The 21,348-nt window shown below is 71.9% G+C and carries 20 protein-coding genes and 1 rRNA gene; 11 read left to right on the top strand and 10 right to left on the bottom strand.

The annotated features are described in order from the left end of the window. Positions 1 to 9 precede the first annotated feature (9 nt). Positions 10 to 1,116: a hemolysin family protein gene (locus B4K29_RS10530; protein WP_286967263.1), complete on the bottom strand. Its 1,107-nt coding sequence runs from the start codon at positions 1,114 to 1,116 to the stop codon at positions 10 to 12. Beyond that, positions 1,113 to 2,438 carry a hemolysin family protein gene (locus tag B4K29_RS10525; RefSeq protein WP_286967262.1) on the bottom strand — a complete coding sequence of 442 codons (1,326 nt, stop codon included), beginning with the start codon at positions 2,436 to 2,438 and terminating at the stop codon, positions 1,113 to 1,115. Before B4K29_RS10525 ends, B4K29_RS10530 begins: the two co-directional genes overlap by 4 nt. 139 nt (positions 2,439 to 2,577) lie before the next feature. On the opposite strand from B4K29_RS10525, the gene B4K29_RS10520 reads away from it, so the two are divergent. From B4K29_RS10520 to B4K29_RS10505, 4 genes are all read left to right on the top strand, one after another. Next, entirely contained in the window at positions 2,578 to 6,471 is a 3,894-nt protein-coding gene (locus tag B4K29_RS10520; RefSeq protein WP_239263880.1) for a multifunctional oxoglutarate decarboxylase/oxoglutarate dehydrogenase thiamine pyrophosphate-binding subunit/dihydrolipoyllysine-residue succinyltransferase subunit, read from the top strand. A gap of 110 nt (positions 6,472 to 6,581) precedes the next feature. After that, positions 6,582 to 6,758, top strand: a complete 177-nt coding sequence (locus tag B4K29_RS10515; protein WP_286967261.1) for a DUF6104 family protein — start codon at positions 6,582 to 6,584, stop codon at positions 6,756 to 6,758. Positions 6,759 to 6,819: 61 nt separating this feature from the next. Then, complete coding sequence (locus B4K29_RS10510; protein WP_372490262.1) at positions 6,820 to 7,485, top strand: GDSL-type esterase/lipase family protein; 666 nt, start codon at positions 6,820 to 6,822, stop codon at positions 7,483 to 7,485. A 136-nt stretch (positions 7,486 to 7,621) separates the two neighbouring features. After that, entirely contained in the window at positions 7,622 to 8,140 is a 519-nt protein-coding gene (locus B4K29_RS10505; RefSeq protein WP_286967259.1) for a cytochrome b5-like heme/steroid binding domain-containing protein, read from the top strand. Positions 8,141 to 8,228: 88 nt separating this feature from the next. Here B4K29_RS10505 and B4K29_RS10500 read toward each other — a convergent pair whose 3' ends face one another. Continuing rightward, positions 8,229 to 9,194 carry a zinc-binding dehydrogenase gene (locus B4K29_RS10500; RefSeq protein WP_029211599.1) on the bottom strand — a complete coding sequence of 322 codons (966 nt, stop codon included), beginning with the start codon at positions 9,192 to 9,194 and terminating at the stop codon, positions 8,229 to 8,231. Positions 9,195 to 9,337: 143 nt separating this feature from the next. Here B4K29_RS10500 and B4K29_RS10495 point away from each other — a divergent pair, with 143 nt between their 5' ends. The 3 genes from B4K29_RS10495 to B4K29_RS18450 all read left to right on the top strand — a co-directional run bounded on the left by B4K29_RS10495 (position 9,338) and on the right by B4K29_RS18450 (position 10,517). Beyond that, positions 9,338 to 9,694 carry a S26 family signal peptidase gene (locus tag B4K29_RS10495; protein WP_019287623.1) on the top strand — a complete coding sequence of 119 codons (357 nt, stop codon included), beginning with the start codon at positions 9,338 to 9,340 and terminating at the stop codon, positions 9,692 to 9,694. A gap of 145 nt (positions 9,695 to 9,839) precedes the next feature. Continuing rightward, a complete protein-coding gene (gene sodN / locus B4K29_RS10490) occupies positions 9,840 to 10,232 on the top strand; it encodes a superoxide dismutase, Ni (protein ID WP_019287622.1) in 393 nt (130 codons plus the stop codon). A gap of 210 nt (positions 10,233 to 10,442) precedes the next feature. Continuing rightward, positions 10,443 to 10,517 carry a 50S ribosomal protein bL37 gene (locus tag B4K29_RS18450; RefSeq protein WP_372490264.1) on the top strand — a complete coding sequence of 25 codons (75 nt, stop codon included), beginning with the start codon at positions 10,443 to 10,445 and terminating at the stop codon, positions 10,515 to 10,517. Between the two features lie 130 nt (positions 10,518 to 10,647). Here the strand turns inward: B4K29_RS18450 and B4K29_RS10480 are convergent, their stop codons facing one another. The 4 genes from B4K29_RS10480 to B4K29_RS10465 all read right to left on the bottom strand — a co-directional run bounded on the left by B4K29_RS10480 (position 10,648) and on the right by B4K29_RS10465 (position 13,860). Then, positions 10,648 to 11,787 (bottom strand): alpha/beta hydrolase, encoded by a 1,140-nt coding sequence (locus tag B4K29_RS10480; protein ID WP_286955841.1) that lies wholly within the window; start codon positions 11,785 to 11,787, stop codon positions 10,648 to 10,650. Positions 11,788 to 11,940: 153 nt separating this feature from the next. Next, positions 11,941 to 12,174, bottom strand: a complete 234-nt coding sequence (rsrA, locus tag B4K29_RS10475) for a mycothiol system anti-sigma-R factor (RefSeq protein ID WP_029211601.1) — start codon at positions 12,172 to 12,174, stop codon at positions 11,941 to 11,943. A gap of 11 nt (positions 12,175 to 12,185) precedes the next feature. Next, entirely contained in the window at positions 12,186 to 12,857 is a 672-nt protein-coding gene (locus B4K29_RS10470; RefSeq protein ID WP_376786884.1) for a sigma-70 family RNA polymerase sigma factor, read from the bottom strand. A 172-nt stretch (positions 12,858 to 13,029) separates the two neighbouring features. Continuing rightward, positions 13,030 to 13,860 (bottom strand): SOS response-associated peptidase, encoded by an 831-nt coding sequence (locus B4K29_RS10465; protein WP_029211603.1) that lies wholly within the window; start codon positions 13,858 to 13,860, stop codon positions 13,030 to 13,032. A gap of 67 nt (positions 13,861 to 13,927) precedes the next feature. On the opposite strand from B4K29_RS10465, the gene aroA reads away from it, so the two are divergent. From aroA to hisN, 4 genes are all read left to right on the top strand, one after another. Further along, positions 13,928 to 15,337: a 3-phosphoshikimate 1-carboxyvinyltransferase gene (aroA, locus tag B4K29_RS10460; protein ID WP_029211604.1), complete on the top strand. Its 1,410-nt coding sequence runs from the start codon at positions 13,928 to 13,930 to the stop codon at positions 15,335 to 15,337. Continuing rightward, positions 15,334 to 16,398 carry a ribosome small subunit-dependent GTPase A gene (rsgA, locus tag B4K29_RS10455; RefSeq protein WP_029211605.1) on the top strand — a complete coding sequence of 355 codons (1,065 nt, stop codon included), beginning with the start codon at positions 15,334 to 15,336 and terminating at the stop codon, positions 16,396 to 16,398. Before aroA ends, rsgA begins: the two co-directional genes overlap by 4 nt. 175 nt (positions 16,399 to 16,573) lie before the next feature. Continuing rightward, on the top strand, positions 16,574 to 17,407 hold the full coding sequence (locus B4K29_RS10450) for a phosphatase PAP2 family protein (protein ID WP_286958496.1): 834 nt from the start codon (positions 16,574 to 16,576) through the stop codon (positions 17,405 to 17,407). 138 nt (positions 17,408 to 17,545) lie between these two features. Then, entirely contained in the window at positions 17,546 to 18,328 is a 783-nt protein-coding gene (gene hisN / locus B4K29_RS10445) for a histidinol-phosphatase (RefSeq protein ID WP_034252789.1), read from the top strand. A gap of 179 nt (positions 18,329 to 18,507) precedes the next feature. On the opposite strand, the gene B4K29_RS10440 is transcribed toward hisN, so the two are convergent. The 3 genes from B4K29_RS10440 to rrf all read right to left on the bottom strand — a co-directional run. Continuing rightward, the gene (locus B4K29_RS10440; RefSeq protein ID WP_239263872.1) at positions 18,508 to 19,884 is read right to left on the bottom strand and encodes a M16 family metallopeptidase; all 1,377 of its coding nucleotides are present in this window, start codon (positions 19,882 to 19,884) and stop codon (positions 18,508 to 18,510) included. Beyond that, positions 19,881 to 21,170: a M16 family metallopeptidase gene (locus tag B4K29_RS10435; RefSeq protein WP_286967257.1), complete on the bottom strand. Its 1,290-nt coding sequence runs from the start codon at positions 21,168 to 21,170 to the stop codon at positions 19,881 to 19,883. The genes B4K29_RS10440 and B4K29_RS10435 overlap by 4 nt, the downstream gene beginning before the upstream one ends. A gap of 79 nt (positions 21,171 to 21,249) precedes the next feature. Next, positions 21,250 to 21,348 (bottom strand): 5S ribosomal RNA (gene rrf / locus B4K29_RS10430); the annotation flags it as partial.

The raw sequence follows: 21,348 nt of genomic DNA, 5'->3' as shown, positions 1-21,348 counted from the left end.
GGGCCTGCCTCAGACCTCTCGGCGCCCGTCGGCGCGCTCGGGCAGCACACCAGCCCTCATCCTGGCCACCCGTTCGACGGCCTTCTGGGACTGGTCGCTGACCTCCCCCACCAGCTCCTCCAGGACGTCCTCGAGAAAGACCACGCCGGTGACCCGGTCGCCGTCGTCGAGCACCTGCGCGAGGTGCCGTCCCGTCCGCTGCATGGTGGCGAGGACGTCCTCGACCTCGTCGGCCGCCCGCACCGTGGCGAGCCGCCGGATGCGCTTGGCGGGGATGGGTTCGTCGAAGTCCTCGTCCCGGGCGTACAGCACGTCCTTGAGGTGCAGGTAGCCCACGATGTCCCCGTCGGCGTCCCGCACCAGGTAGCGCGAGAAGCCGTGCCGAGCCACGAGGCGTTCGAGGTCCTGCGGGGTGGAGGCCTCCGGCAGCGAGACGACCTCGGCGAGCGGCACGGCGACCTCTCCGGCGACGCGGTCGCTGAACTCGAGGGCACCCTTGACCAGTCCGTGCTGCTCGGCCTCGAGCAGCCCCTCACGGTGGCTCTCGGCGACGATGTCACCGACCTCCTGGGCCGTGTAGGCGGAGGCGAGCTCGTCCTTGGGGTCGATGCCGGTGGCCCGGACGACGGCCTTGGCGATGCGTTCCATCACCAGGATGATCGGGCGCAGGATCCGCGTGATCGCGAGCAGTATCGGCACCAGCACGAGCGCGGAGCGCTCGGGGCCGGCGATGGCGAGGTTCTTGGGGATCATCTCGCCGACCACCACGTGCAGGTAGACGACGAGCAGCAGGGCGAGCACCAGGGCGAACGGACCGGCGACGGCGGTGGACAGGTGGGCCGCCTCGAGCCAGCCCTCGAAGAGGTGGTGGAGCGCGACCTCGGCCAGCGCCCCCAGCCCCAGCGAGCAGACGGTGATCCCGAGCTGGGCGCACACGAGCAGCGAGGCCACCTGCTCCAGGGCGTCGAGGCACCGTCTCGCGGCAGCCGACCCGCCCTCGGCGAGGGGCTCGAGCTGGGACCGTCGAGCGGCCATCAGCGCGAACTCGGCGCCCACGAAGAAGGCGTTGCCGAGGAGTAGGAGGAGCGAGACCCACAGCGCGGTGCCGGTGCTCACCGGGCACCTCCCGCCGGGACCGTCGTTGCGTCGTCCGCCACCAGCCGCAGGCGGTCGACGCGGTGGCCGTCCATGCCCTCGACGGTGATCCGCCAGCCGTCGATGTCGACCTCGTCGCCGAGCCTGGGGATGCGTCCGAGACGCGACATGACGAAGCCGCCGAGCGTCTCGTAGGTCGGGGCCTCGGGGATGTCCGCGCCCACGCGGTCCCGCACCTCGTCGGTGCGCCACAGACCGGGGACCGTCCACGTGCCGTCGCGGCGCTCCCGCGCCTCGGGGTCACGTCGGTCGTGCTCGTCGGCGACCTCGCCGACGATCTCCTCGATCACGTCCTCCAGCGTCACGACCCCCGAGGTCCCGCCGTACTCGTCCACCACGATCGCGAGCTGGAAGCTGGTGCGCCTCAGGAGCAGCAGGAGGGGATCGAGGCGGATGGTCTCGGGCACGTGCAGGGCGTCCACCATGAGGGCGGACACGGGGACGTCCTGGCGGCGTTCGTGCGGCACGGCCAGGGCCTTCTTGACGTGGACGACACCGTCGACGTCGTCGAGGTCGTCCCCGATCACGGGGAACCGTGAGTGGCCGGTGCGGCGCGCCAGGGTGAGCACGTCGGCGGCGCTGGCGGTCCGTTCGACGGTGTCGCAGCGCACCCGCGGCGTCATGACGTCGTCGGCGGTGCGCTCGCCGAAGCCGAGGGACCTCGTGAGCAGCAGCGCCGTGTCGAGGTCGAGGGTTCCGGCCTCGGCCGACCGCCGGACGAGCGAGGACAGCTCCTGAGGGGTGCGGGCCGCCGACAGCTCCTCCTGCGGCTCGATCCCGATGCGCCGCAGGAACGCGTTGGCCGATCCGTTGAGGACGACGATGAGCGGCTTGGCGATCAGGCCGAAGACGCGGACCGGCCCGGCGACGACCTTGGCCGTCCCGAGGGGGGCCGAGATGCCGAGGAACTGCGGCACCAGCTCACCGGCGATCATCGAGCCCACGGTGGCGACCAGCATGGCGACGGCCGTCGAGAGGGGCGCGATCGCCGCCTGCGGGACGCCGATCGCGTCGAGCGGACCACGGACCAGCCCGCCGATCGCTGGCTCGGCGAGATAGCCGGTGAGCAGGGTGGTCAGCGTGATGCCGACCTGCGCCGCGGACAGCTGGGTGGACAGGCTTCGCAGCGCGACGAGGACGGGCTGGGCGCCCGCGTCCCCGGCATCGACGGCTCGCTGGACGGTGGGCCGGTCGAGGGCGACGAGGGAGAACTCAGCCGCCACGAACACCGCCGCTGCGGCGGTGAGCGCCACCGCAGCCAGCAGCAGGAGCCATTCGGTCATAGTGCGCTCATCCTACGGTCGGGGTGAGACAGACCCCCGTCACCGACGGCCGGGCGGGGCCGCGGGGTGCAAGATAGGGTGAAGGCCGATCAAGGTGCCGGTCAGAGTCGACGTGATCCAGAAAGAGGCGAGTACCGCCGTGACAACGCCCCCCAGCGGCCCGAGCTCCTCAGCATCCTTCGGAGCCAACCAGTGGCTCGTGGACGAGCTGTACGAGCAGTACAAGCAGGACAAGCAGAGCGTGGACAAGGCCTGGTGGTCGTTCTTCGAGGACTACACCCCGACCGCGGGCCAGTCCGCCGACGGGTCCGGCGCCGGAGGGGGATCGACCGGCACCGCGTCAGGGGCACCGTCGACGAGCTCCACCGAGGACGCCGCCAAGGGAGCCGACGGACCCTCGTCGCAGACGGTCGACCCGGGTTCGGCCACGGGCCGACCGGCGGAGCGACCCGCCTCTGAGAAAGCACCGGCGAAGGCACCCGCGAAGGCACCTGCCAAGGCCCCGGAGAAGGCACCGGCGAAGGACGGAGACAAGGCACCGGCCAAGGACGACAAGCCGGCGGCCAAGGGCGCCAGGCCCGGTGACAAGCAGTCGCAGCCCACCCCGCGTGACATCCCCGCTGTCAAGGACACCGGTCCTCAGGCCCAGGAGCAGGTCGTCCCGCTCAAGGGGCCGGCCGCCCGCGTGGTCGCCAACATGGCCACCTCCCTGGAGGTGCCGACGGCGACGAGCCTGCGCGCCGTCCCCGCCAAGGCGCTCATCGACAACCGCATCGTGATCAACAACCACCTGCGGCGCAGCCGCGGCGGCAAGGTCTCGTTCACCCACCTCATCGGCTTCGCCCTGGTCAAGGCGCTCGCGTCGATGCCGGACATGAACAACTCGTTCGCGGAGCGCGACGGCAAGCCCACGCTGGTCAAGCCGGCCCACGTCAACCTCGGCATCGCCATCGACCTGCCCAAGCCCGACGGCACCCGGTCCCTCGTGGTGCCGAGCATCAAGTCGGCCGAGCAGATGGACTTCGTGCACTTCTGGACGGCCTACGAGGAGCTGGTCCGCAAGGCGCGCGGCGGCAAGCTCACCGTCGACGACTTCGTGGGCACGACGATCTCGCTGACCAACCCCGGCGGAATCGGCACCAACTCCTCGACGCCCAGGCTCATGCAGGGCCAGGGCGCGATCATCGGCGTGGGCTCGTTGGAGTACCCGGCCGAGTGGCAGGGCGCCGCGCAGGAGACCCTCAACCGGCACGCGGTCAGCAAGATCCTGACGCTGACCAGCACCTACGACCACCGCATCATCCAGGGCGCCGGGTCGGGCGAGTTCCTCAAGATCATCCACGAGCTGCTCCTGGGCAAGCACGACTTCTACGACGAGATCTTCGCGTCGCTGCGCATCCCCTACGAGCCGGTCCGCTGGGTGCAGGACATCTCGGTCGGGCACGAGGACGAGATCAACAAGACGGCCCGCGTCCAGCAGCTGATCCACGCCTACCGCGTGCGTGGTCACCTGATGGCCGACATCGACCCGCTGGAGTACCGCCAGCGCCGCCACCCCGACCTCGATATCGAGCAGCACGGCCTGACCCTGTGGGACCTCGAGCGCGAGTTCGCGACGGGTGGCTTCGGCGGGGAGCCGTTGATGCACCTGCGCGACATCCTCGGGACCCTGCGCGACTCCTACTGCCGCACCGTCGGTGTCGAGTACATGCACATGCAGGACCCCGAGCAGCGCGCGTGGATCCAGGAACGCGTCGAGGCGCACCACGACAAGCAGAGCTCCGAGGACCAGCTGCGCGTGCTGCGGCGGCTCAACGCCGCCGAGGCCTTCGAGACCTTCCTGCAGACCAAGTTCGTCGGCCAGAAGCGCTTCTCGCTGGAGGGTGGCGAGTCGACGATCGCGGTCCTGGACCGGATCCTCTCCCGGGCGGCCTCGGACTCGATGGACGAGGTGTGCATCGGTATGCCGCACCGCGGCCGCCTCAACGTGCTCGCCAACATCGCGGGCAAGAGCTATGGCCAGATCTTCCGCGAGTTCGAGGGCGTGCAGGACCCGTCCACCGTCCAGGGCTCGGGCGACGTCAAGTACCACCTGGGCACCGAGGGCACGTTCACCTCCGAGGAGGGCGAGCAGACCAAGGTCTACCTCGCGGCGAACCCCTCCCATCTCGAGGCCGTCAACCCGGTCCTCGAGGGAATCGTGCGGGCCAAGCAGGACCGTCTCGGTCACGGCGGCGAGGCCTTCACGGTCCTGCCGATCCTGATGCACGGCGACGCGGCGTTCGCGGGGCAGGGCGTGGTCGCCGAGACCCTGCACCTGTCCCAGCTGCGTGGCTACCGCACGGGCGGCACGATCCACATCGTCGTCAACAACCAGGTCGGCTTCACGACCGCCCCGTCCAGCTCGCGCTCGTCGGTCTACTCCACCGACGTGGCCCGGATGATCCAGGCGCCGATCTTCCACGTCAACGGCGACGACCCCGAGGCCTGCGTGCGCGTGGCCGAGCTGGCCTACGAGTTCCGTCAGACGTTCGCCAAGGACGTCGTGATCGACCTCGTCTGCTACCGGCGTCGCGGTCACAACGAGGGTGACGACCCCTCGATGACGCAGCCGCTGATGTACAACCTGATCGAGGCGAAGCGCAGCGTCCGCAAGCTCTACACCGAGGCGCTGATCGGCCGTGGTGACATCACGGTCGAGCAGGCCGAGGACGCGCTGCAGGACTACCAGCAGCAGCTGGAGCGGGTGTTCGTCGAGACCCGCGAGGCCATCAAGGCGGCGCGGTCCGGCCAGGACAGCGGGCCGTCCGGGCTCGAGCGTCCCGAGGCGCAGGAGGCCGACGACAAGGCGCCGGCCAAGTTCGTCGACACGGCCATCTCGCACGACACGCTCATGCACATCGGCAAGGCCTTCGTGGCCACCCCCGAGGGCTTCACGGTGCACCCCAAGCTGCGCCAGATGCTCGAGAAGCGGGCCGACTCTGTCGCCAACGGCGGCATCGACTGGGGCACGGCCGAGCTCATCGCCTTCGGCTCGCTGCTCATGGAGGGCACCCCGGTCCGCCTGTCGGGCCAGGACTCCCGTCGAGGCACCTTCGTGCAGCGCCACTCGGTCCTGATCGACAAGTCCTCGGCCGAGGAGTGGACCCCGCTGCTCTACCTCGGCAAGGGCCAGGCCCGGTTCTGGGTCTACGACTCCCTGCTGAGCGAGTTCGCGGCCATGGGCTTCGAGTACGGCTACTCCGTGGAGCGGCCCGACGCCCTGGTGGTGTGGGAGGCGCAGTTCGGCGACTTCGCCAACGGCGCGCAGAGCATCGTCGACGAGTTCATCTCGTCCTCGGAGCAGAAGTGGGGCCAGCGCTCCTCCGTGGTCCTGCTCCTCCCCCACGGCTACGAGGGTCAGGGGCCGGACCACTCGTCCGCGCGCATCGAGCGCTACCTGCAGCTGTGCGCGCAGGACAACATGACGGTGGCCTTCCCCAGCACGCCGGCGTCCTACTTCCACCTGCTGCGTCGTCAGGCCTACGCACGACCACGGCGTCCGCTGATCGTGGCGACGCCCAAGTCGATGCTGCGGCTCAAGGCTGCGGCGAGCAGCCCGGAGGACTTCACCAACGGCACCTTCGAGCCCGTCATGGGCGACCGGACCGGGGTCGACGCGAGCAAGGTCGACCGCGTGCTGCTGTGCTCGGGCAAGGTCTACTACGAGCTGGACGCCTACCGGCAGAAGGCCGAGGACACCTCGACCGCGATCATGACGGTGGAGCGGATCGCCCCGTTCCCGGCCAAGGAGATGGCGGAGGCTCTGGCGACCTACCCGGACGCCGAGGTGGTGTGGGTGCAGGACGAGCCCGCCAACCAGGGCGCCTGGTCCTACGTCGCGCTGACCGGCCCGGAGCTGCTGGAGCAGCACGGCGAGACGCGCCGCTTCCGCCTGGTCAGCCGCCCCGCCTCGGCCGCCCCGTCGACGGGGTCGTCCAAGGCTCACGCGGCCGAGCAGGCCGAGCTGGTGGAGCGCGCCTTCGCGCGCTGACCTGCGGTTCGCCCGGACGGGGCCCGTCACCTCGGTGACGGGCCCCGTCCGTCGTCCGACCCGGTATGCCGCGCACCGGGCGCCGCCTCGCGATGGGGCACAATGTCAGCGTGTACTTCACGGACCGTGGCATCGAGGAGCTTCAGCACCGCAGGGGTGACGAGGAGATCACGTTCGACTGGCTCGCCAAGCAGCTGCGCGCCTTCGTCGACCTGAACCCCGAGTTCGAGGTCCCGGTGGAGCGCCTGGCGACGTGGCTCGCCCGGCTCGACGAGGATGACGACTGAGCGACCGCCGTCCTGCCCCGGCTCCGTGCGAGCCTCCGGACCGACAGACAAGGATCCACACGTGGTGTTCCACGACCAGCAGACCTACAACCCGTCCCCGTCCCACGTGGCGCCGGTCAACGGCGACCACGGACCGCGTGACGTGGGTCTAGTCTTCATCGGTGACTCCTTCGTCGCCGGGTACGGCGACCCCAAGGGGCTGGGCTGGGTGTCCCGGGTGGTGTCGCGGACCCAGCACCCGGACGTCCAGCTCTCGGCCTACAACCTCGGCATCCGCGGTGACTCCTCGGCCGACGTCCTCGGGCGTTGGCGCACCGAGTGCCCTCCCCGTTGGCAGGGACGCGGCGAGCGCCGCCTGGTCATCAGCGCCGGCCACCACGACGTCCTCGACGGGATCACGACCGCACGGTCGCGGCTCAACCTGGCCAACATCCTCGACGACGCGCAGGCCCAAGGCATCGCGGCCTTCGTGGTGGGCTCCACCCCGACCAACGACCCGACCTTCAACGCCACCCTCGAGATCGTCACCGAGGCCCAGGCCGACGTGTGCGCGCGCCGCGGCGTCCCGTTCGTCGACTGCTTCCGCCCGCTCCAGGGGCACGACCAGTGGACCGCCGACCTGGACGCCACCGGTGACGGCTTCCACCCCGGCCAGGCCGGCTACGGCCTCATCGCCTGGCTGGTCCTGCACGGCGGCTGGGACGCCTGGATGCGCCTCGCCCGCTGAGCCCGTCGTCCACCGGTCGTCGCGGTGCGTCGCCCGCTTGGCCCTCGGCGCCGGGCGCCGCGCCTCCCCGTGCGCGCCCGGACGAGGCTCTAGGTTGGGTGGCAGCACCCCGCCTCTCGCCTCGGAAGGATCCACGATGACCCGCACGACCCGCGCCGGCGTCCCGCTGGCACTCGGCCTCGCTCTCGCCGCGACCCTGTCGGCCTGCGGATCCGAGACCACCCAGACCACCCAGACCACCCAGACCACCCAGACCACCCAGAGCACGCAGGCCACCCAGAGCACGCAGGCCACCCAGCCCGCCACGAGCTCGGCCGGATCGGCGTCGTCAGCCGCCTCCTCCGACGCCACCGGCACCTCCGCCGCGTCCAGCGGCACCACCACGGCGACCGGCACACCCGGCACCTCCGGCGCCGGCAAGACCTACACCATGGCGGTCGTCAACGACCACGACAACGAGACGTCCTGCTGGACCGTCATCAACGACGAGGTCTACGACGTGACGGCCTGGATCAGCCAGCACCCGGGCGGTCCCGCCCGCATCAAGGGCCTGTGCGGGCAGGACGGCACGTCCCAGTTCACCGGCCAGCACCAGGGCGCGGAGCTGCCGATGCAGCGTCTGGCGTCCTTCAAGATCGGCGCCCTCGCCAAGTGACCGACCGCTCGTCCTGACGAGCCGCCCGCGCCTGAGCCGCCCGAGGATCTCCCCGGGCGGCTCACGCCATCTGTCCGTGTCGCACGCCTCAGTGCGTGAGCACGACCTTGCCGAAGAGCTCGTCGCCCGCCATCCGCTCGAAGCCCGCCCGCGCCTGGTCCAACGGGTGCGTGGAGTCGATGACGGGCTCGATGCCGCGCTCGGACACGAACCTCGCGAGCCGCTCGAGCTCGGACCGGTTGCCCATCGTCGAGCCCACCACCCGCAGCTGGCGGAAGAAGATGTCGTTCAGCTCGGTCCGCGAGGGGTCTCCGGACGTCGCCCCCGCCGTGACGAGGGTGCCGCCCGACACCAGCGACTTGATGGAGTGCCGCCAGACGGCCGCCCCGACCGTGTCCAGCACGGCGTCGACCCGATCGGGCAGGCGAGCCCCGGGCTCGAAGACGTCGGCGGCGCCGAGCTCCAGCGCCCTGGCTCGCTTGCTCGCGTCCCGTGACGTGGCCCAGACGCGCAGCCCCGCTGCCGCCCCCAGCTGCACGAGGGCGGTGGCGACCCCACCGCCCGCGCCCTGGACGAGCACGGTGGCCCCGGGCTGGACCCCGGCGTTCGTGAAGAGCATGCGGTAGGCCGTGAGCCACGCCGTGGACAGGCAGGCGGCGTGCTCCCAGGACATCCCCGTGGGCTTGGGCACCACGTTGCGCTCGGGGACGGCCACGCGCTCGGCCATCGTCCCGGGGTTGAGCTCCGACAGCAGGGTCCGGCGCGGGTCGAGCGTCTCGTCGCCGAGCCAGCCGTCGGAGGCGACCACGGCGTGGACGATGACCTCCTGCCCGTCCTCGGTGGTGCCGGCGCCGTCGCAGCCGAGGATCATGGGTAGGCGGTCCGCCGCCAGCCCGACCCCCTTGAGCGACCACAGATCATGGTGGTTGAGGCCGGAGGTGCGCAGGGTCACGGTCGTCCACCCGGGCCTGGATCGGGGTTCCGGCTGGTCCCCGACCTCGAGCCCGGACAGCGGGTCGTCGGCGGACTGGCGGGCGGCATACACGGCGAGCATGTCCTCGAACCTATGCCACCCGCCTCGGACACGCAGCGGGCGAGACCGACGCCAGGCGCCGGGTGACGCGTTCGCGTCCGAGGCCACCCCCCACCCGAGCGTAGGCTGGCCGGTGGCCCGTCCCCAGCCCGAAGGTAGGTCCCATGCCCCGCAAGCACCTCGGCTTCGCAGTCGTGCGTGGTCGCTCGATGGAGCCCACCCTGCACGAGGGCGACTGGCTGCTGGTGGCGTTCGGCGCCCGCCCCCGGATCGGTCGGCTCGCGGTCGTGCGGCTCCCCGACGGCGAGCGCGGTCCCCGTCCGCTGTCGGTCAAGCGCGTGACCGGACGCGACCCCAAGACCCGCCAGGGCTGGTGGGTCGAGCGGGACAATCCCCGCGAGGGCGTCGACTCGTGGCACGTCGGCGCCCTGGGCGACGACGACATCGAGGGCCTGGTGCTCAAGCGGGTCCCGACCCCGCTGCTGCGCCTCCCCCGCTTCACCCGCCCAGCGCAGCCCTGACCACCAGCCTGAGCTCGTGACCGGTGGCAACGACGCGAGTTGTTGCAAGCGAGGTGCAGGATCGCCCTGCGCTCCCCCGTCGGGTTAGGTTGGGAAGGACGTGACGTCCGGTCACGCTTCGAATCTTCCGCGAAAGGAACTTGCGATGTTCACGTTCGCCCCGGTCGAGGTTCACGCCCACTGCGACCTCCCGTGCGGTGTCTACGACCCCGCCCAGGCCCGCATCGAGGCCCAGTCCGTCAAGGCCATCATCGAGAAGGTCGCGGACAACGACGACCCCGACTTCAAGGTCCGCGCGACGATCATCAAGGAGCAGCGCTCCCAGCTGGTCAAGGAGCACCTGTGGGTGCTGTGGACCGACTACTTCAAGCCCCCGCACTTCGAGAAGTTCCCGCAGCTGCACACCCTCGTCAACGAGGCGACCAAGCTGGCCGGAGCCTCGGGCACCAAGGGTGAGTGGGACGTCGCCAAGGCCGACGAGCTCCTGGCCAAGATCGACGAGATCGCGGCGATCTTCGCCGAGACCAAGAAGGCCTGAGCCCGGCTCTGCCTCCTCAGACCTGACGGCCCCGCACCCCCCGCGCGGGGCCGTCAGCCTGTTCCGGCCCTCGAGCCCGTATGCCGCCCGCACCGGCGTTTCGGCAGGGCCACCGCCTTGTGCGACAATGGGTGTTTGAGGCCCGTCCCGGGCCAGCGAACCGACGCCCCTCGCGGGCGACGTCCGACCCGCCAGACACGAGGAGTCCTCATGAGCAAGCGCGCCCGCAAGCGTCGTGCCCGCAAGAAGAACGGCGCCAACCACGGCCGCAAGCCCAACGCCTGAGCCCAGGCGTCCGGCGACGAGAGGCCCCCACCCGCACGAGCGGGACGGGGGCCTTCGTCATGCAGGAGGCGGGCGCCTCGGGACGACCTCGAGAAGCCCGGCGACGGCGCCGGTCGTCGGTCACCGGACCTCAGGCGGCCCGCCCTGCCGCACCTCCCACCGCGAAGCCCGGGACGGTCCGACCCAGCCACTCCAGCGCCTGGGCGAAGTGCCTGGACCAGACCGACGTCCGGTGACCGGTTCCGGGCGCCATGACCAGGGTGACCGACGTGGGGGCCTTGGCGGACGCCGCCAGCGCCGTGCTCCCCGCGTAGGACACGGGGTCGCCGTCGGAGGTCTGGACCCACAGGGCGACCGGGGGTCGGGTGGTCGTGAGGAGATGGGGCAGGTCGTAGGCGTCCTTCTGCTGCTGGGTCCGCAGCACGTGACGGCCCGAGAAGGTCGGCCGTCCGTAGACGCCGAGGACGACGCCGGCTCCGAACGTCTGGGGGTGCCGGACAGCGACCATGGCGGCGCAGTAGCCCCCGGCGGAGAACCCCGCGCTGGCCCAGCTCGCCCGGTCGGTCCGGACCCGCAGGCGTGACCGGACGAGCTCGGGGACGTCCTGGGTCAGCCAGGTCTCGACCTGCGCGCCACCGGGGGCGTTCACGCGCTCCGAGTCGGTGCCCTTGGGGAAGTCCAGCTGTGGCGACACCATGACCAGTGGCGCCACCTTGCCGCGGGTCACGGCCGCGTCAATGCGCTCACGCCCTTGCGGCGCGTCGAGCCACTGGTCGGGGCTGCCGGGGTAGCCGTGCATCGTCATGACCACCGGGTAGTCGCGTCGTGCCTGGGCGGGGGCGGCGTAGTCCTCGGGCAGGAGCACGACGACTCGTCCCGTGAGTCCGCTCCGACGCCCGGTGACCTGAAAGGTCTGCACGCGGTCGTTCGGGCTGGGGAGCGGCGGCAGCGATGCGCGACTCGCGCTCGGCCTCGGGGCAGGTGTCGCTCCGTAGATCGCGCCGGCGGAGCCCCCTGTGGTGGTGGCGTGGGCCGTGGGGTCGTTCGTGCCGGCGAGGTCACCCCAGTCGACGTACCACTGGTTCTGGGCGTTGAGGACGATGGCCACCGACAGCACGGCCAGGACGGCGACGAGCACCATGGCCAGCGCGCGCTGCACCGCCCCCCACACCGTCCGCCGGGTCCGTCCGGTCAGGATCGCACCGGTGATCAGGGCGACCGTCGTCACCGTGATCGCCAGGGCGACGAACGGCCCACCCGTCAGCTCCATGCCTCCCCCTCGGTCCTGCCTCGCTCGTCGTGCCGGCGCGTCATGGTGTGTGACGCCGCAGGCCACCGCCAGGATGGCACGCCGGGCGCCGGCCGTGACGAAGGCCCCCTCCCGGTCGGGAGGGGGCCTTCGTCGTCGGACCGGCGCGTCGGATCAGCGACCGTACTCGATGGTGATGCTGGCGATGATCTGCGTACGCAGCTGGACGGGTGCCTGCTCGCAGGCGCACGACCGCCGGATCAGGGCCTTGAGGGCCTGGTCGCGCTGGTACTCGTCCAGGCAGGGAGGGCACTCGCGCAGGTGGCGTGCGAAGTCCTCGCAGTCGCTCTCGGTCATCTCGCCGTCGAGGTACTCGAAGACGTGCTCCATGAAGTTCGAGCAGTCCATGTGCTCTCCCATCACTTCACCCCGCTGTCCTGCTGAGCCTGCGCACCCTCCGCGCCCTCCGCGCCCTCCGCGCCCTCCGCGCCCTCCGGAGCGACGAAACCACGCTCGACGGCGTAGTCGCTGAGCAGGTCGCGCAGCTGGCGGCGGCCCCGGTGCAGCCGCGACATCACGGTGCCGATGGGCGTGCCCATGATCTCCGCGATCTCCTTGTAGGCGAATCCCTCGACGTCGGCCAGGTAGACGGCCAGGCGGAAGTCCTCGGGGATCTCCTGCAGCGCGCGCTTGACGTCGCTGTCGGGGAGGTGGTCGAGCGCCTCCATCTCGGCGCTGCGGTTGCCCATCGACGAGTGCGAACCCGCGCGGGCCAGCTGGTAGTCCTCGATGTCCGAGGAGTCGGACTGCTGGGGCTCGCGCTGCTTCTTGCGGTACGTGTTGATGTACGCGTTCGTCATGATGCGATACAGCCAGGCCTTGAGGTTGGTCCCGGGCTTGTACTGGTGGAACGCGGCGTAGGCCTTGGCGAAGGTCTCCTGGACGAGGTCCTCGGCGTCGGACGGGTTGCGCGTCATCCGCAGCGAGGCGCTGTAGAGCTGGTCCAGGTAGGGCAGGGCGTCCGCCTCGAAGCGGGCCTGCCGGTCGGTGGGGCTCTCGGTGGCCACGTCGATCTCAGTCATCGGGGCCAAGCCTAGTCCGGCGGACCCCACCTGAGGGTGGATGTCCAGCGCCGGATGGTCTGACGTCGGCAGGACGGGGGTGACGAGCACGGGGCGACTCCTACGGAGGGACGGACAGCAGGGTCAACGGTCCCCCAGCGGGTGACATTCCCGTATGCCGGCAGCCCGGCGCCTCGCGGGGTCAGAGCACCTCGCCGGTGTCCGGGTCGACGACGCCCGTCAGCTGGTCGGCCGGCGCGGGGTCGAGCAGCTGCGGGCCGTTGTTGCGCACGTCGTTGACGGCGGTGCTCACGGCATACGCGTCGAACCGCCCTGGCAGGGCGAGGTTGAGGTAGGGCTGGACGTGGTCCGGGGTCGTCGCGTCGGGGTCGAGCCACCCGGCCCAGTGCTCCGGCTCGAGGATCAGGGGCTGGCGGTCGTGGATGGTCGCCAGGTCGGGGTCGGCGCTGGTCGTGATCACGCAGTAGGTCGTGAGCCACGCGTCGGGGTGGTCGTCGGGCAGGGACCGGTCCCGCCAGAACTCGTAGAGCCCGGCCATGACCAGGGGGTCGCCGTCGGCGCGGTGGATGTAGAACGGCTGCTTGCGGGGTCTGCCCTTGCGGTCGGTGAGGGACGGCGAGCGCTGCCACTCGTAGTAGCCGTCCGCCGGGACCAGGCAGCGGCGGGCAGCAGCGGCGCGCGCGTACGCCGGCTTGTCCAGGAGCGTCTCGGCGCGGGCGTTGATCATCCGCGTGCCGACCTTGAGGTCCTTGGCCCAGGACGGGACCAGACCCCAGGTCAGCAACCTCAGCTGCCGGCTGGGATCCTGCTCGGGCTCGCCCCTGGGCCGCCGGGTCAGCACGACCGGGGCGGCCTTGGTCGGGGCCACGTTGTAGTCGGCGGCCGGACCGGCCCCCTGGGCTCGCTCCAGCGGGGCGATCGTGCGGACCGGCTCGGCCGTCCGGTCTTCGTCGACGTCCAGGGCCTCGACCAGCTCCGCCATGTCCTTGCTCGCTGCGTACCGTCCGCACATGCCGACAGCGTAGGCGCCATTGACTACGCTGGGCGGCAGCACCTGCACCCCAGCGAACGGAACCCCGTTGACCCTCGCGGACCCCGACCATCCGGTCGACCAGACGCCCCGCCCCTCCGACACCGTCGACGCCACGCCTGCCGACTGGCCCGCGCCTACGCCGGCCGCCCCGGTCGACGCCACCGCCGTGCTGCCGGGCAGCAAGTCGATCACCAACCGCTTCCTGGTGCTGGCAGCGCTGGCCAACGACACCTCCCGGATCCGGCGCCCGCTCCGCTCGCGCGACACCCTCCTGATGGCCCAGGCCCTGCGGGACCTCGGGGTCGGGGTGCGCGACCACGAGGGCGACGAGCCCGGCTGCCCCGACTGGATCGTCGAGCCGGCGCCGCTGCACGGGCCGGCCGCGATCGACTGCGGTCTGGCGGGCACGATCATGCGCTTCCTGCCGCCGCTCGCCACGCTGGCCGACGGTCCGGTCGTCGTCGACGGTGACCCGCACGCCCGCACCCGGCCCGTCGGTCCGGTCCTCGACGCGCTGCGCGCGCTCGGCGCCGCGATCGACGACGGCGGCCGCGGGGCGATGCCGTTCACGATCGACGGGCGTGGGGGTCTGCGCGGCGGGACGGTGACCGTGGACGCCTCGGGCAGCAGCCAGTTCATCTCCGCGCTGCTGCTGTCCGGCGCGCGCTTCGACGGGGGCGTGACGATCCACCACGTCGGCAAGCCCCTGCCGAGCCTGCCCCACATCCAGATGACCGTGGAGGCCCTGCGGGACGCCGGCGTGGTCGTCGACGACGCCGAGCCCGACACCTGGCGCGTCGAGCCGAGCGAGATCAACGCCCTCGACGTCACGGTCGAGCCCGACCTGTCCAACGCCGCGGTCTTCCTGGCGGCGGCCCCCGTGACCGGCGGTCTCGTGCACGTGCCGGCCTGGCCGGCGGTGACCACGCAGGCGGGCGACCACATCCGTGAGGTCCTGCAGCAGATGGGGGCCGAGGTCCACCTGGATCGCGCGGGCCTGACCGTCACGGGCCGCGGGCTGCACGGCATCGACGTGGACCTGCACGACGCGAGCGAGCTGACGCCCGTGGTGGCCGCCCTCGCCGCGCTCGCCGACTCCCCCACGTGGATCCGCGGCGTCGGCCACATCCGACGGCACGAGACCGACCGCATCGCTGCGCTCGCGACCGAGATCAACCGGCTCGGCGGCGACGTGAGCGAGACCGAGGACGGGCTCGTGATCCGACCGCGCCCGCTGCACGCAGGCCTGTTCCGCACCTACGCCGACCACCGGATGGCCATGGCCGCGGCCGTCCTGGGGCTCCGGGTGCCCGGGGTCGTCATCGAGGACGTCGCGACCACCGCCAAGACGCTGCCTGACTTCACCCGTCGCTGGACCTCCTTCCTCGCGGGCGAGACGGCGGCCACCGAGCGCCTGGTCCGCGCCGGGGCCACCCCTCGCGGGGGGCGCCGGTGAGCCGACGGTCGTATGACGAGAGCGACGTGCGGGTCCGCCCCAACCGTCGCGGGTCCCGCCCCCGCACCAAGGACCGTCCGGCCCACGAGGACGCGGTGGAGGCCCTCGTCACCGCCGTCGACCGCGGCCGCTACACCACGCTCCTCGGTGAGGGAACCGCCGACGAGCGCGTCGTCACCGCCATGAAGGCCCGCGAGCTCGGCCGCAAGGGGATCGTCGTCGGCGACCGCGTCGGGCTCGTCGGTGACCTGCAGGGCGGCCCCGACCACCTGGCCCGCATCGTCCGCCAGCACGAGCGCCGTTCGGTGCTGCGCCGCACGGCCGACGACACGGACCCGGTGGAGCGCATCATCGTCGCCAACGTCGACCAGCTCGTCGTCGTCACCGCCCTGGCCAACCCGGAGCCGCGACCCCGCATGATCGACCGCTGCCTGGTGGCGGCCTACGACGCGGGGCTCGAGCCGATCCTGGTGCTCACCAAGGCTGACCTGGTCGACCCCACGCCCCTCATCGAGGCCTACGCGCCCCTCGGGGCGCGGTGCATCGCGACGTCCACGCTCTCCGACACCGAAGTGCTGGCGGGCGCCTCCCCCGAGGACGTGCTGGCCCGCACCACCGGGCTGGACGAGCTGCGCGACGCGCTGACCGGACAGGTGAGCGTCATGGTCGGCCACAGCGGCGTCGGCAAGTCCACCCTCGTCAACCTGCTCGTCCCCGACGCCATGCGGGCGACGGGGCACGTCAACGACCACACGGGCCGGGGGCGGCACACCAGCACGTCCGCGATCGCCCTGCGCCTCCCCGACGCGTCCGGCTGGGTCGTCGACACCCCGGGCGTCCGCAGCTTCGGCCTCGCGCACGTCCGCCTGGACCGCATCGTCGCGCTGTTCCCGGACCTGGAGCCGGGCACGGCCGACTGCCCCCGCGGGTGCACGCACGACGAGGAGGAGTGCGGCCTCGACGCCTGGGTGGCCTCGGGTCAGGCCGGCCCCGCGGGCGTCGCCCGGCTGGACAGCCTCCGCCGCCTGCTGCGGGCCCGGTCCGCGGGCGAGGACACCTAGACCCTCGCCCGCGTGGATCCGCCGCCTGCTGCGGGGCGGGTCCGCGAGCGAGGACCCCGGCCTCTAGACGCGCGGCTCCGCCGCCTGCTGCAGGCCCGGTCCGCGGGCGAGGACGCCGGCCTGTCGCCGCGCGTGGCGCCCGGACCGGAGCGGGCTCCCGCCGCAGACTGTCGGGATGGACCTGCAGCGACGTCCCGTCGAGGAGAGCATCGGCGACCGCGACCTCACCCAGTGGCGCACCCCGATCGGCCGCGCGCTCGCCCGCGTCGTCACGCGGACCTCGACGTGGACGGCTGCGACCTGGTTGCTCGTTGCCACCGTCCTCGTCTGCTTCGTCGGGATCGTGGGCCTGACGGCCGCGGCCACCGAGACCTACGACGCGGTCGTCGAGGGCGACGGCGTGGCGGCGCTCGACCATCCCGTCCTCGAGCTCGCCGTGCAGCACCGCACGCCGGCCCTGGCCCAGGCCCTCACCACGTTCACCGACATCGGTGGCAAGGTCGGTATGCCGATCCTCTCGGTGGCGCTGGTCCTGCTGGCGACCTGGGCCTGGCGGTCGTGGTCGCCCGCCGTCCTCACCACCCTCGCCGCCGCGGGCTCGCTCGCGATGACGGTCGTGGGCAAGCAGCTGATCGGACGCGTCCGGCCCCCTCTCGCCGACGCCGTCCCCCCGTTCGAGACCTCGCCCAGCTTCCCCAGCGGGCACACCCTCAACACCACCGTCATCATCGGGGTCCTGACCTATCTGCTCCTCACCCACCTGCACCGGCGGCGCACGCGGATCCTCGCCGTCGTGCTGGCATCCTGCTGGATCGTCGCGATGGGGCTCTCCCGCGTCGTTCTCGGTCACCACTGGCTCACCGACGTCGTGACCGGGTGGCTGCTCGGGCTGGCCTGGGTGCTGGCGCTGGTGGTGTGCCACCGGATGTGGCTGACCGTGCGCAAGCATCGGTCGCCCTCCCCGTCCCCGGCGGCACAAGGCCGGTCCGGGACGACGAAGGCCACCTAGCCACCCACACCCTGAGGGGCCAGAAGACCGCCGACCGCTCCCGCCTGCGCCATCCCTGTCGACCCCGGGCACGCGCGCCACCCCTGTCACCCGCGCGCCCGTGGGCGCGGCCACGCGGGTGACAGGTAGTTTGGGCGGGTGAGCCCCTCCTATGACGACGACGTCCGCCTCGCCCACGTGCTGGCCGACTCGGTCGAGCGTGTGACGATGACCCGGTTCAAGGCCGAGGACCTCAAGGTCGACACCAAGCCCGACCTCACCCCCGTCACCGACGCCGACCGGGACGCCGAGGAGCTCATCCGCAGTCAGCTCAAGCGCACCCGTCCTCGCGACGCGGTCCAGGGCGAGGAGTTCGGCACGACGGGCCACGGGGCACGGCGGTGGATCATCGACCCCATCGACGGCACCAAGAACTACGTGCGGGGGCTTCCCGTCTGGGCGACCCTCATCGGGCTGGTCGACGGAGACGAGCCCGTCGTCGGCCTCGTCTCTGCCCCGGCGCTCAACCGGCGGTGGTGGGCCGCCAAGGGATCGGGTGCCTACACCGGCCGCAACCTGTACTCCGCCAAGCGGATCCACGTCTCGGGCGTCTCGTCCATCGGGGACGCGTCGCTCTCCTACGCGTCCCTCGGCGGGTGGCGCGACGCCGGCCGGCGCGAGGAGTTCCTGCAGCTCATGGACGACTGCTGGCGCACCCGCGGGTTCGGGGACTTCTGGTCCTACATGCTGGTCGCCGAGGGCGCCTGCGACCTCGCGGCCGAGCCCGAGCTGGCGGTGCACGACATGGCGGCGCTCGTCCCGATCGTCACCGAGGCCGGCGGGCGCATGACCTCGCTCGACGGGTCACCCGCGCCCTGGGGCGGCAACGCCGTCGCCACCAACGGGCTCCTGCACGACGAGGTCCTGCGCCGGCTCGGCTGACGCACCGACGGCGTAGGCGCCTCGACGTACGACGGGCCACCTCGACGCACGACAGGCCCGCGGGGGTGGAGCCGCCTCGGCTGAGGGCGCTGGCGCGCGGCGCCTCGACGTACGACAGGCGCACCAGCCTGGGGCGGCTCGGGTGCCCGGCCGGGCGAGACCAGCACGTCTGTGCCGGTTCAGCCCTCGCGCCGGCGCACCTCGACGTCGCCTCGGCCGAGCGCCCGCACCTCGTCGGCGACCTGGTCGGCGTCGCCCACGACGACCACGGTCCACCGCCCGACGTCGGCCCGGCCGTAGGCCTCGACGAGTGCCTCACCCGTCAGCGAACGCGTCTCCTCGAACATCTCGGTCACCCAGCGCGGCGGCAGTTTCTCCAGGGCGAGACCGGCGGCCTCGTCCGCCACGGAGTCCGCGGTCGCGTAGCGCGCCGGTGCGGTCTGGCTGACGAAGTCGACCCCCGAGCGCACCTCCTCCGGCGTGAAGCCCTCGCGTGCCTTCTCGAGGATGTCGAGCAGGATGCCCACGGACTCGCCCGTCACGTCCGCGCGCACGGATCCGCTGGCGATGAACAGCCCACCGTCGGCGCGCGGCACGAAGGCCGTCCGCAGGCCGTACGTGTAGCCCTTGTCCTCCCGCAGCACGGAGTCGACCCTGGCCTGCGGCGCACCACCGACCAGGAAGCTCAGGACCGGGTAGGCGCCCCATCCGTGCCGGCGATCGGGACCGAGGCAGCCGACGTACAGCTCCGACTGCACCGAGCCGGGTCGGTCCACCACGACGATGCGGCGGGCGTCCTCCCGCCGCACGGGACCCTGCGGACCCACCGGCTCTACCGGTTGCGGCGTCCAACCACCGAAGGTGCGCTCGACCAGTGCGTGCAGCTCCTGCAGCGGCTCGGCACCGAGGGGAGACAGGTCACCGGCGACGACCAGGACGGCTCCGGTCGGCCCCACGTGGTCGTGGTGGAAGTCCCGCACGGCGGGGGCGGTGATCGCCCGCACGGTGGCGGGGCTGCCGGCCGACGGGCGCGAGGCGCGCGACTCGGGGGTGTAGAACGTGGCGGCGAACTCCCGCATGGCACGGCTGCGGGGGTCGGCGTTCTCCTGCTCGATGTCGGCCAGGCGCTTGCGCCGGGCGCGGTCCACCTCGTCATCGGGGTAGGCGGGACGCTGGACGCACTCGGCGAGCAGCTCCAGGCCACGCTCGAGCCGGCTCACGGGGACGTCCAGGTCGAGCACGAGGCCGAACTCGCTGGTGGAGGATCCGAGCGCCACCCCTGCCCGTTCCAGCAGCTCGGCGAACTCCTCCGCCGAGTGGTCCAGCGTCCCCTCGTCGAACGTCCGGGACAGCAGCGCCAGGATTCCCTCGAGCTCTCGGGGCTCCTGCGCCGGCACGACAGGGATGGCCAGCCGCACCGAGGCGACGTACTGCCCGGGCGTGTGGAAGGTCTGCAGCCCCAGTCCGTTGTCGAGCCGGGTCGTGCTGGGCTCGGGGAAGGCCCAGGGCCCCGGGGGCGCGACCTCGGGACGTGCGGGGATCGGGGTGTCGGTCATGCCGAGGCTCCTTCGCTGGTCTGGACCTTGAGATGCGCCACGACGGCTCGGTTGGCCGGTCGCAGGTATGCCGACGCGGCCGCCCGCACCTGGTCGGGCGTGATGGTGGCCAGGCGGTCGAGGAAGGTGTTGGCGTGCTGCGCGTCCCCGTGCAGGGCGGCGTGCCCGCAGATGATGTCGGCGCGCTCGTCCGCCGCGGCCAGGGCGTGCAGCCAGGCGCGTTCGCTCTGCGCCAGGACCGACTCCATCTCGACGGGGGTCGGCCCCTCGTCGGCGAACCGGTCGAGCTCCTCGCACAGGGCAGCCTCGGCCACGTCGGGGTCCACTCCGTCGGCGACGTCCACGGAGATGAAGCCGAGCGACACCCCGTCGACGAGCCCCCAGGCCATCCCCTGCACGCTGTTGGCGAGCTGCTCGCGGCGCACGAGGCGGCGGTACACCCGAGACGAGGCCATCCCCGCAAGGGCGTCCAGAGCAGCGGACGCGGCGTAGAACTCGTCCGTGTCGTCCACCGGGAGGCGGAAGGCCACGAACAGGCGGTCGCTGGGCACGTCCGACCTCCGCTCGAAGCGGACCGGGTTCTCCAGGGGTGGCAGGGCCGCAACGGGCTCGCGGCCGGCCGCGGCGCTGGCGGGCAGGTGGCCGAAGTAGGTCTCGGCGGCGGCGAACCCCTCTTCGGCGGTGAGGTCCCCGACGAGCGTCAGCGTCGTGTTGTTCGGGCCGTAGTACCGCTCGAAGAAGGCGTGCACGTCCTCGAGGCTGGCACCGTCGAGATCTTCCATCGACCCGATGGTGGGGTGGTGGTACGGGTGCCCCTCGGGGAACACCAGGGCGTAGAGGTCCGGCAGGGCGAAGCCGTAGGGCTGGTTGTCGTACCGCTGCCGCTTCTCCTCCTTGACCACGTCGCGCTGGTTGTCGAGGTTGGCCTGCGTGACGGCGGGGAGGAGCCGGCCGTGCCGGTCGGCCTCCAACCACAGCGCGAGCTCGTAGGCGCCGCGAGGCACCGTCTCGAAGTAGTTGGTGCGGTCGAACCACGTCGTGGCGTTGAGCCGGCCCCCGCGCGACATCAGCTCGGAGAAGTGCTCCCCTGACGCGACGTTCTCCGACCCCTGGAACATCAGGTGCTCGAACAGGTGCGCGAAACCGGTTCGCCCGGCCACCTCGTGTCGCGACCCCACCCCGACCCAGAGGTTGACCGTCACCGTGGTGATGGACCTGTCCTCGTTGACGATGACGCGCAGCCCGTTGGGCAGGGTGCGCTCCGCGATCTGATAGTTCAACGGCATGCCGACCACCCTAGGCGACAACCACCCAGAACGCAGAAAAGCCCCGGACCTGGTGGTCCGGGGCTTCCCCACAATGTTTGTCCGGCGGCGTCCTACTCTCCTACACCGTCACCAGTGCAGTACCATCGGCGCTGTAAGGCTTAGCTTCCGGGTTCGGAATGGGACCGGGCGTTTCCCT

The sequence above is a fragment of the Arsenicicoccus sp. UBA6765 genome (genome assembly GCF_002453335.1).
Classification (GTDB): domain Bacteria; phylum Actinomycetota; class Actinomycetes; order Actinomycetales; family Dermatophilaceae; genus Arsenicicoccus; species Arsenicicoccus bolidensis.
Note: the sequence above shows the minus strand (reverse complement) of the source record. Positions and strands in the feature narration are given on the sequence as shown.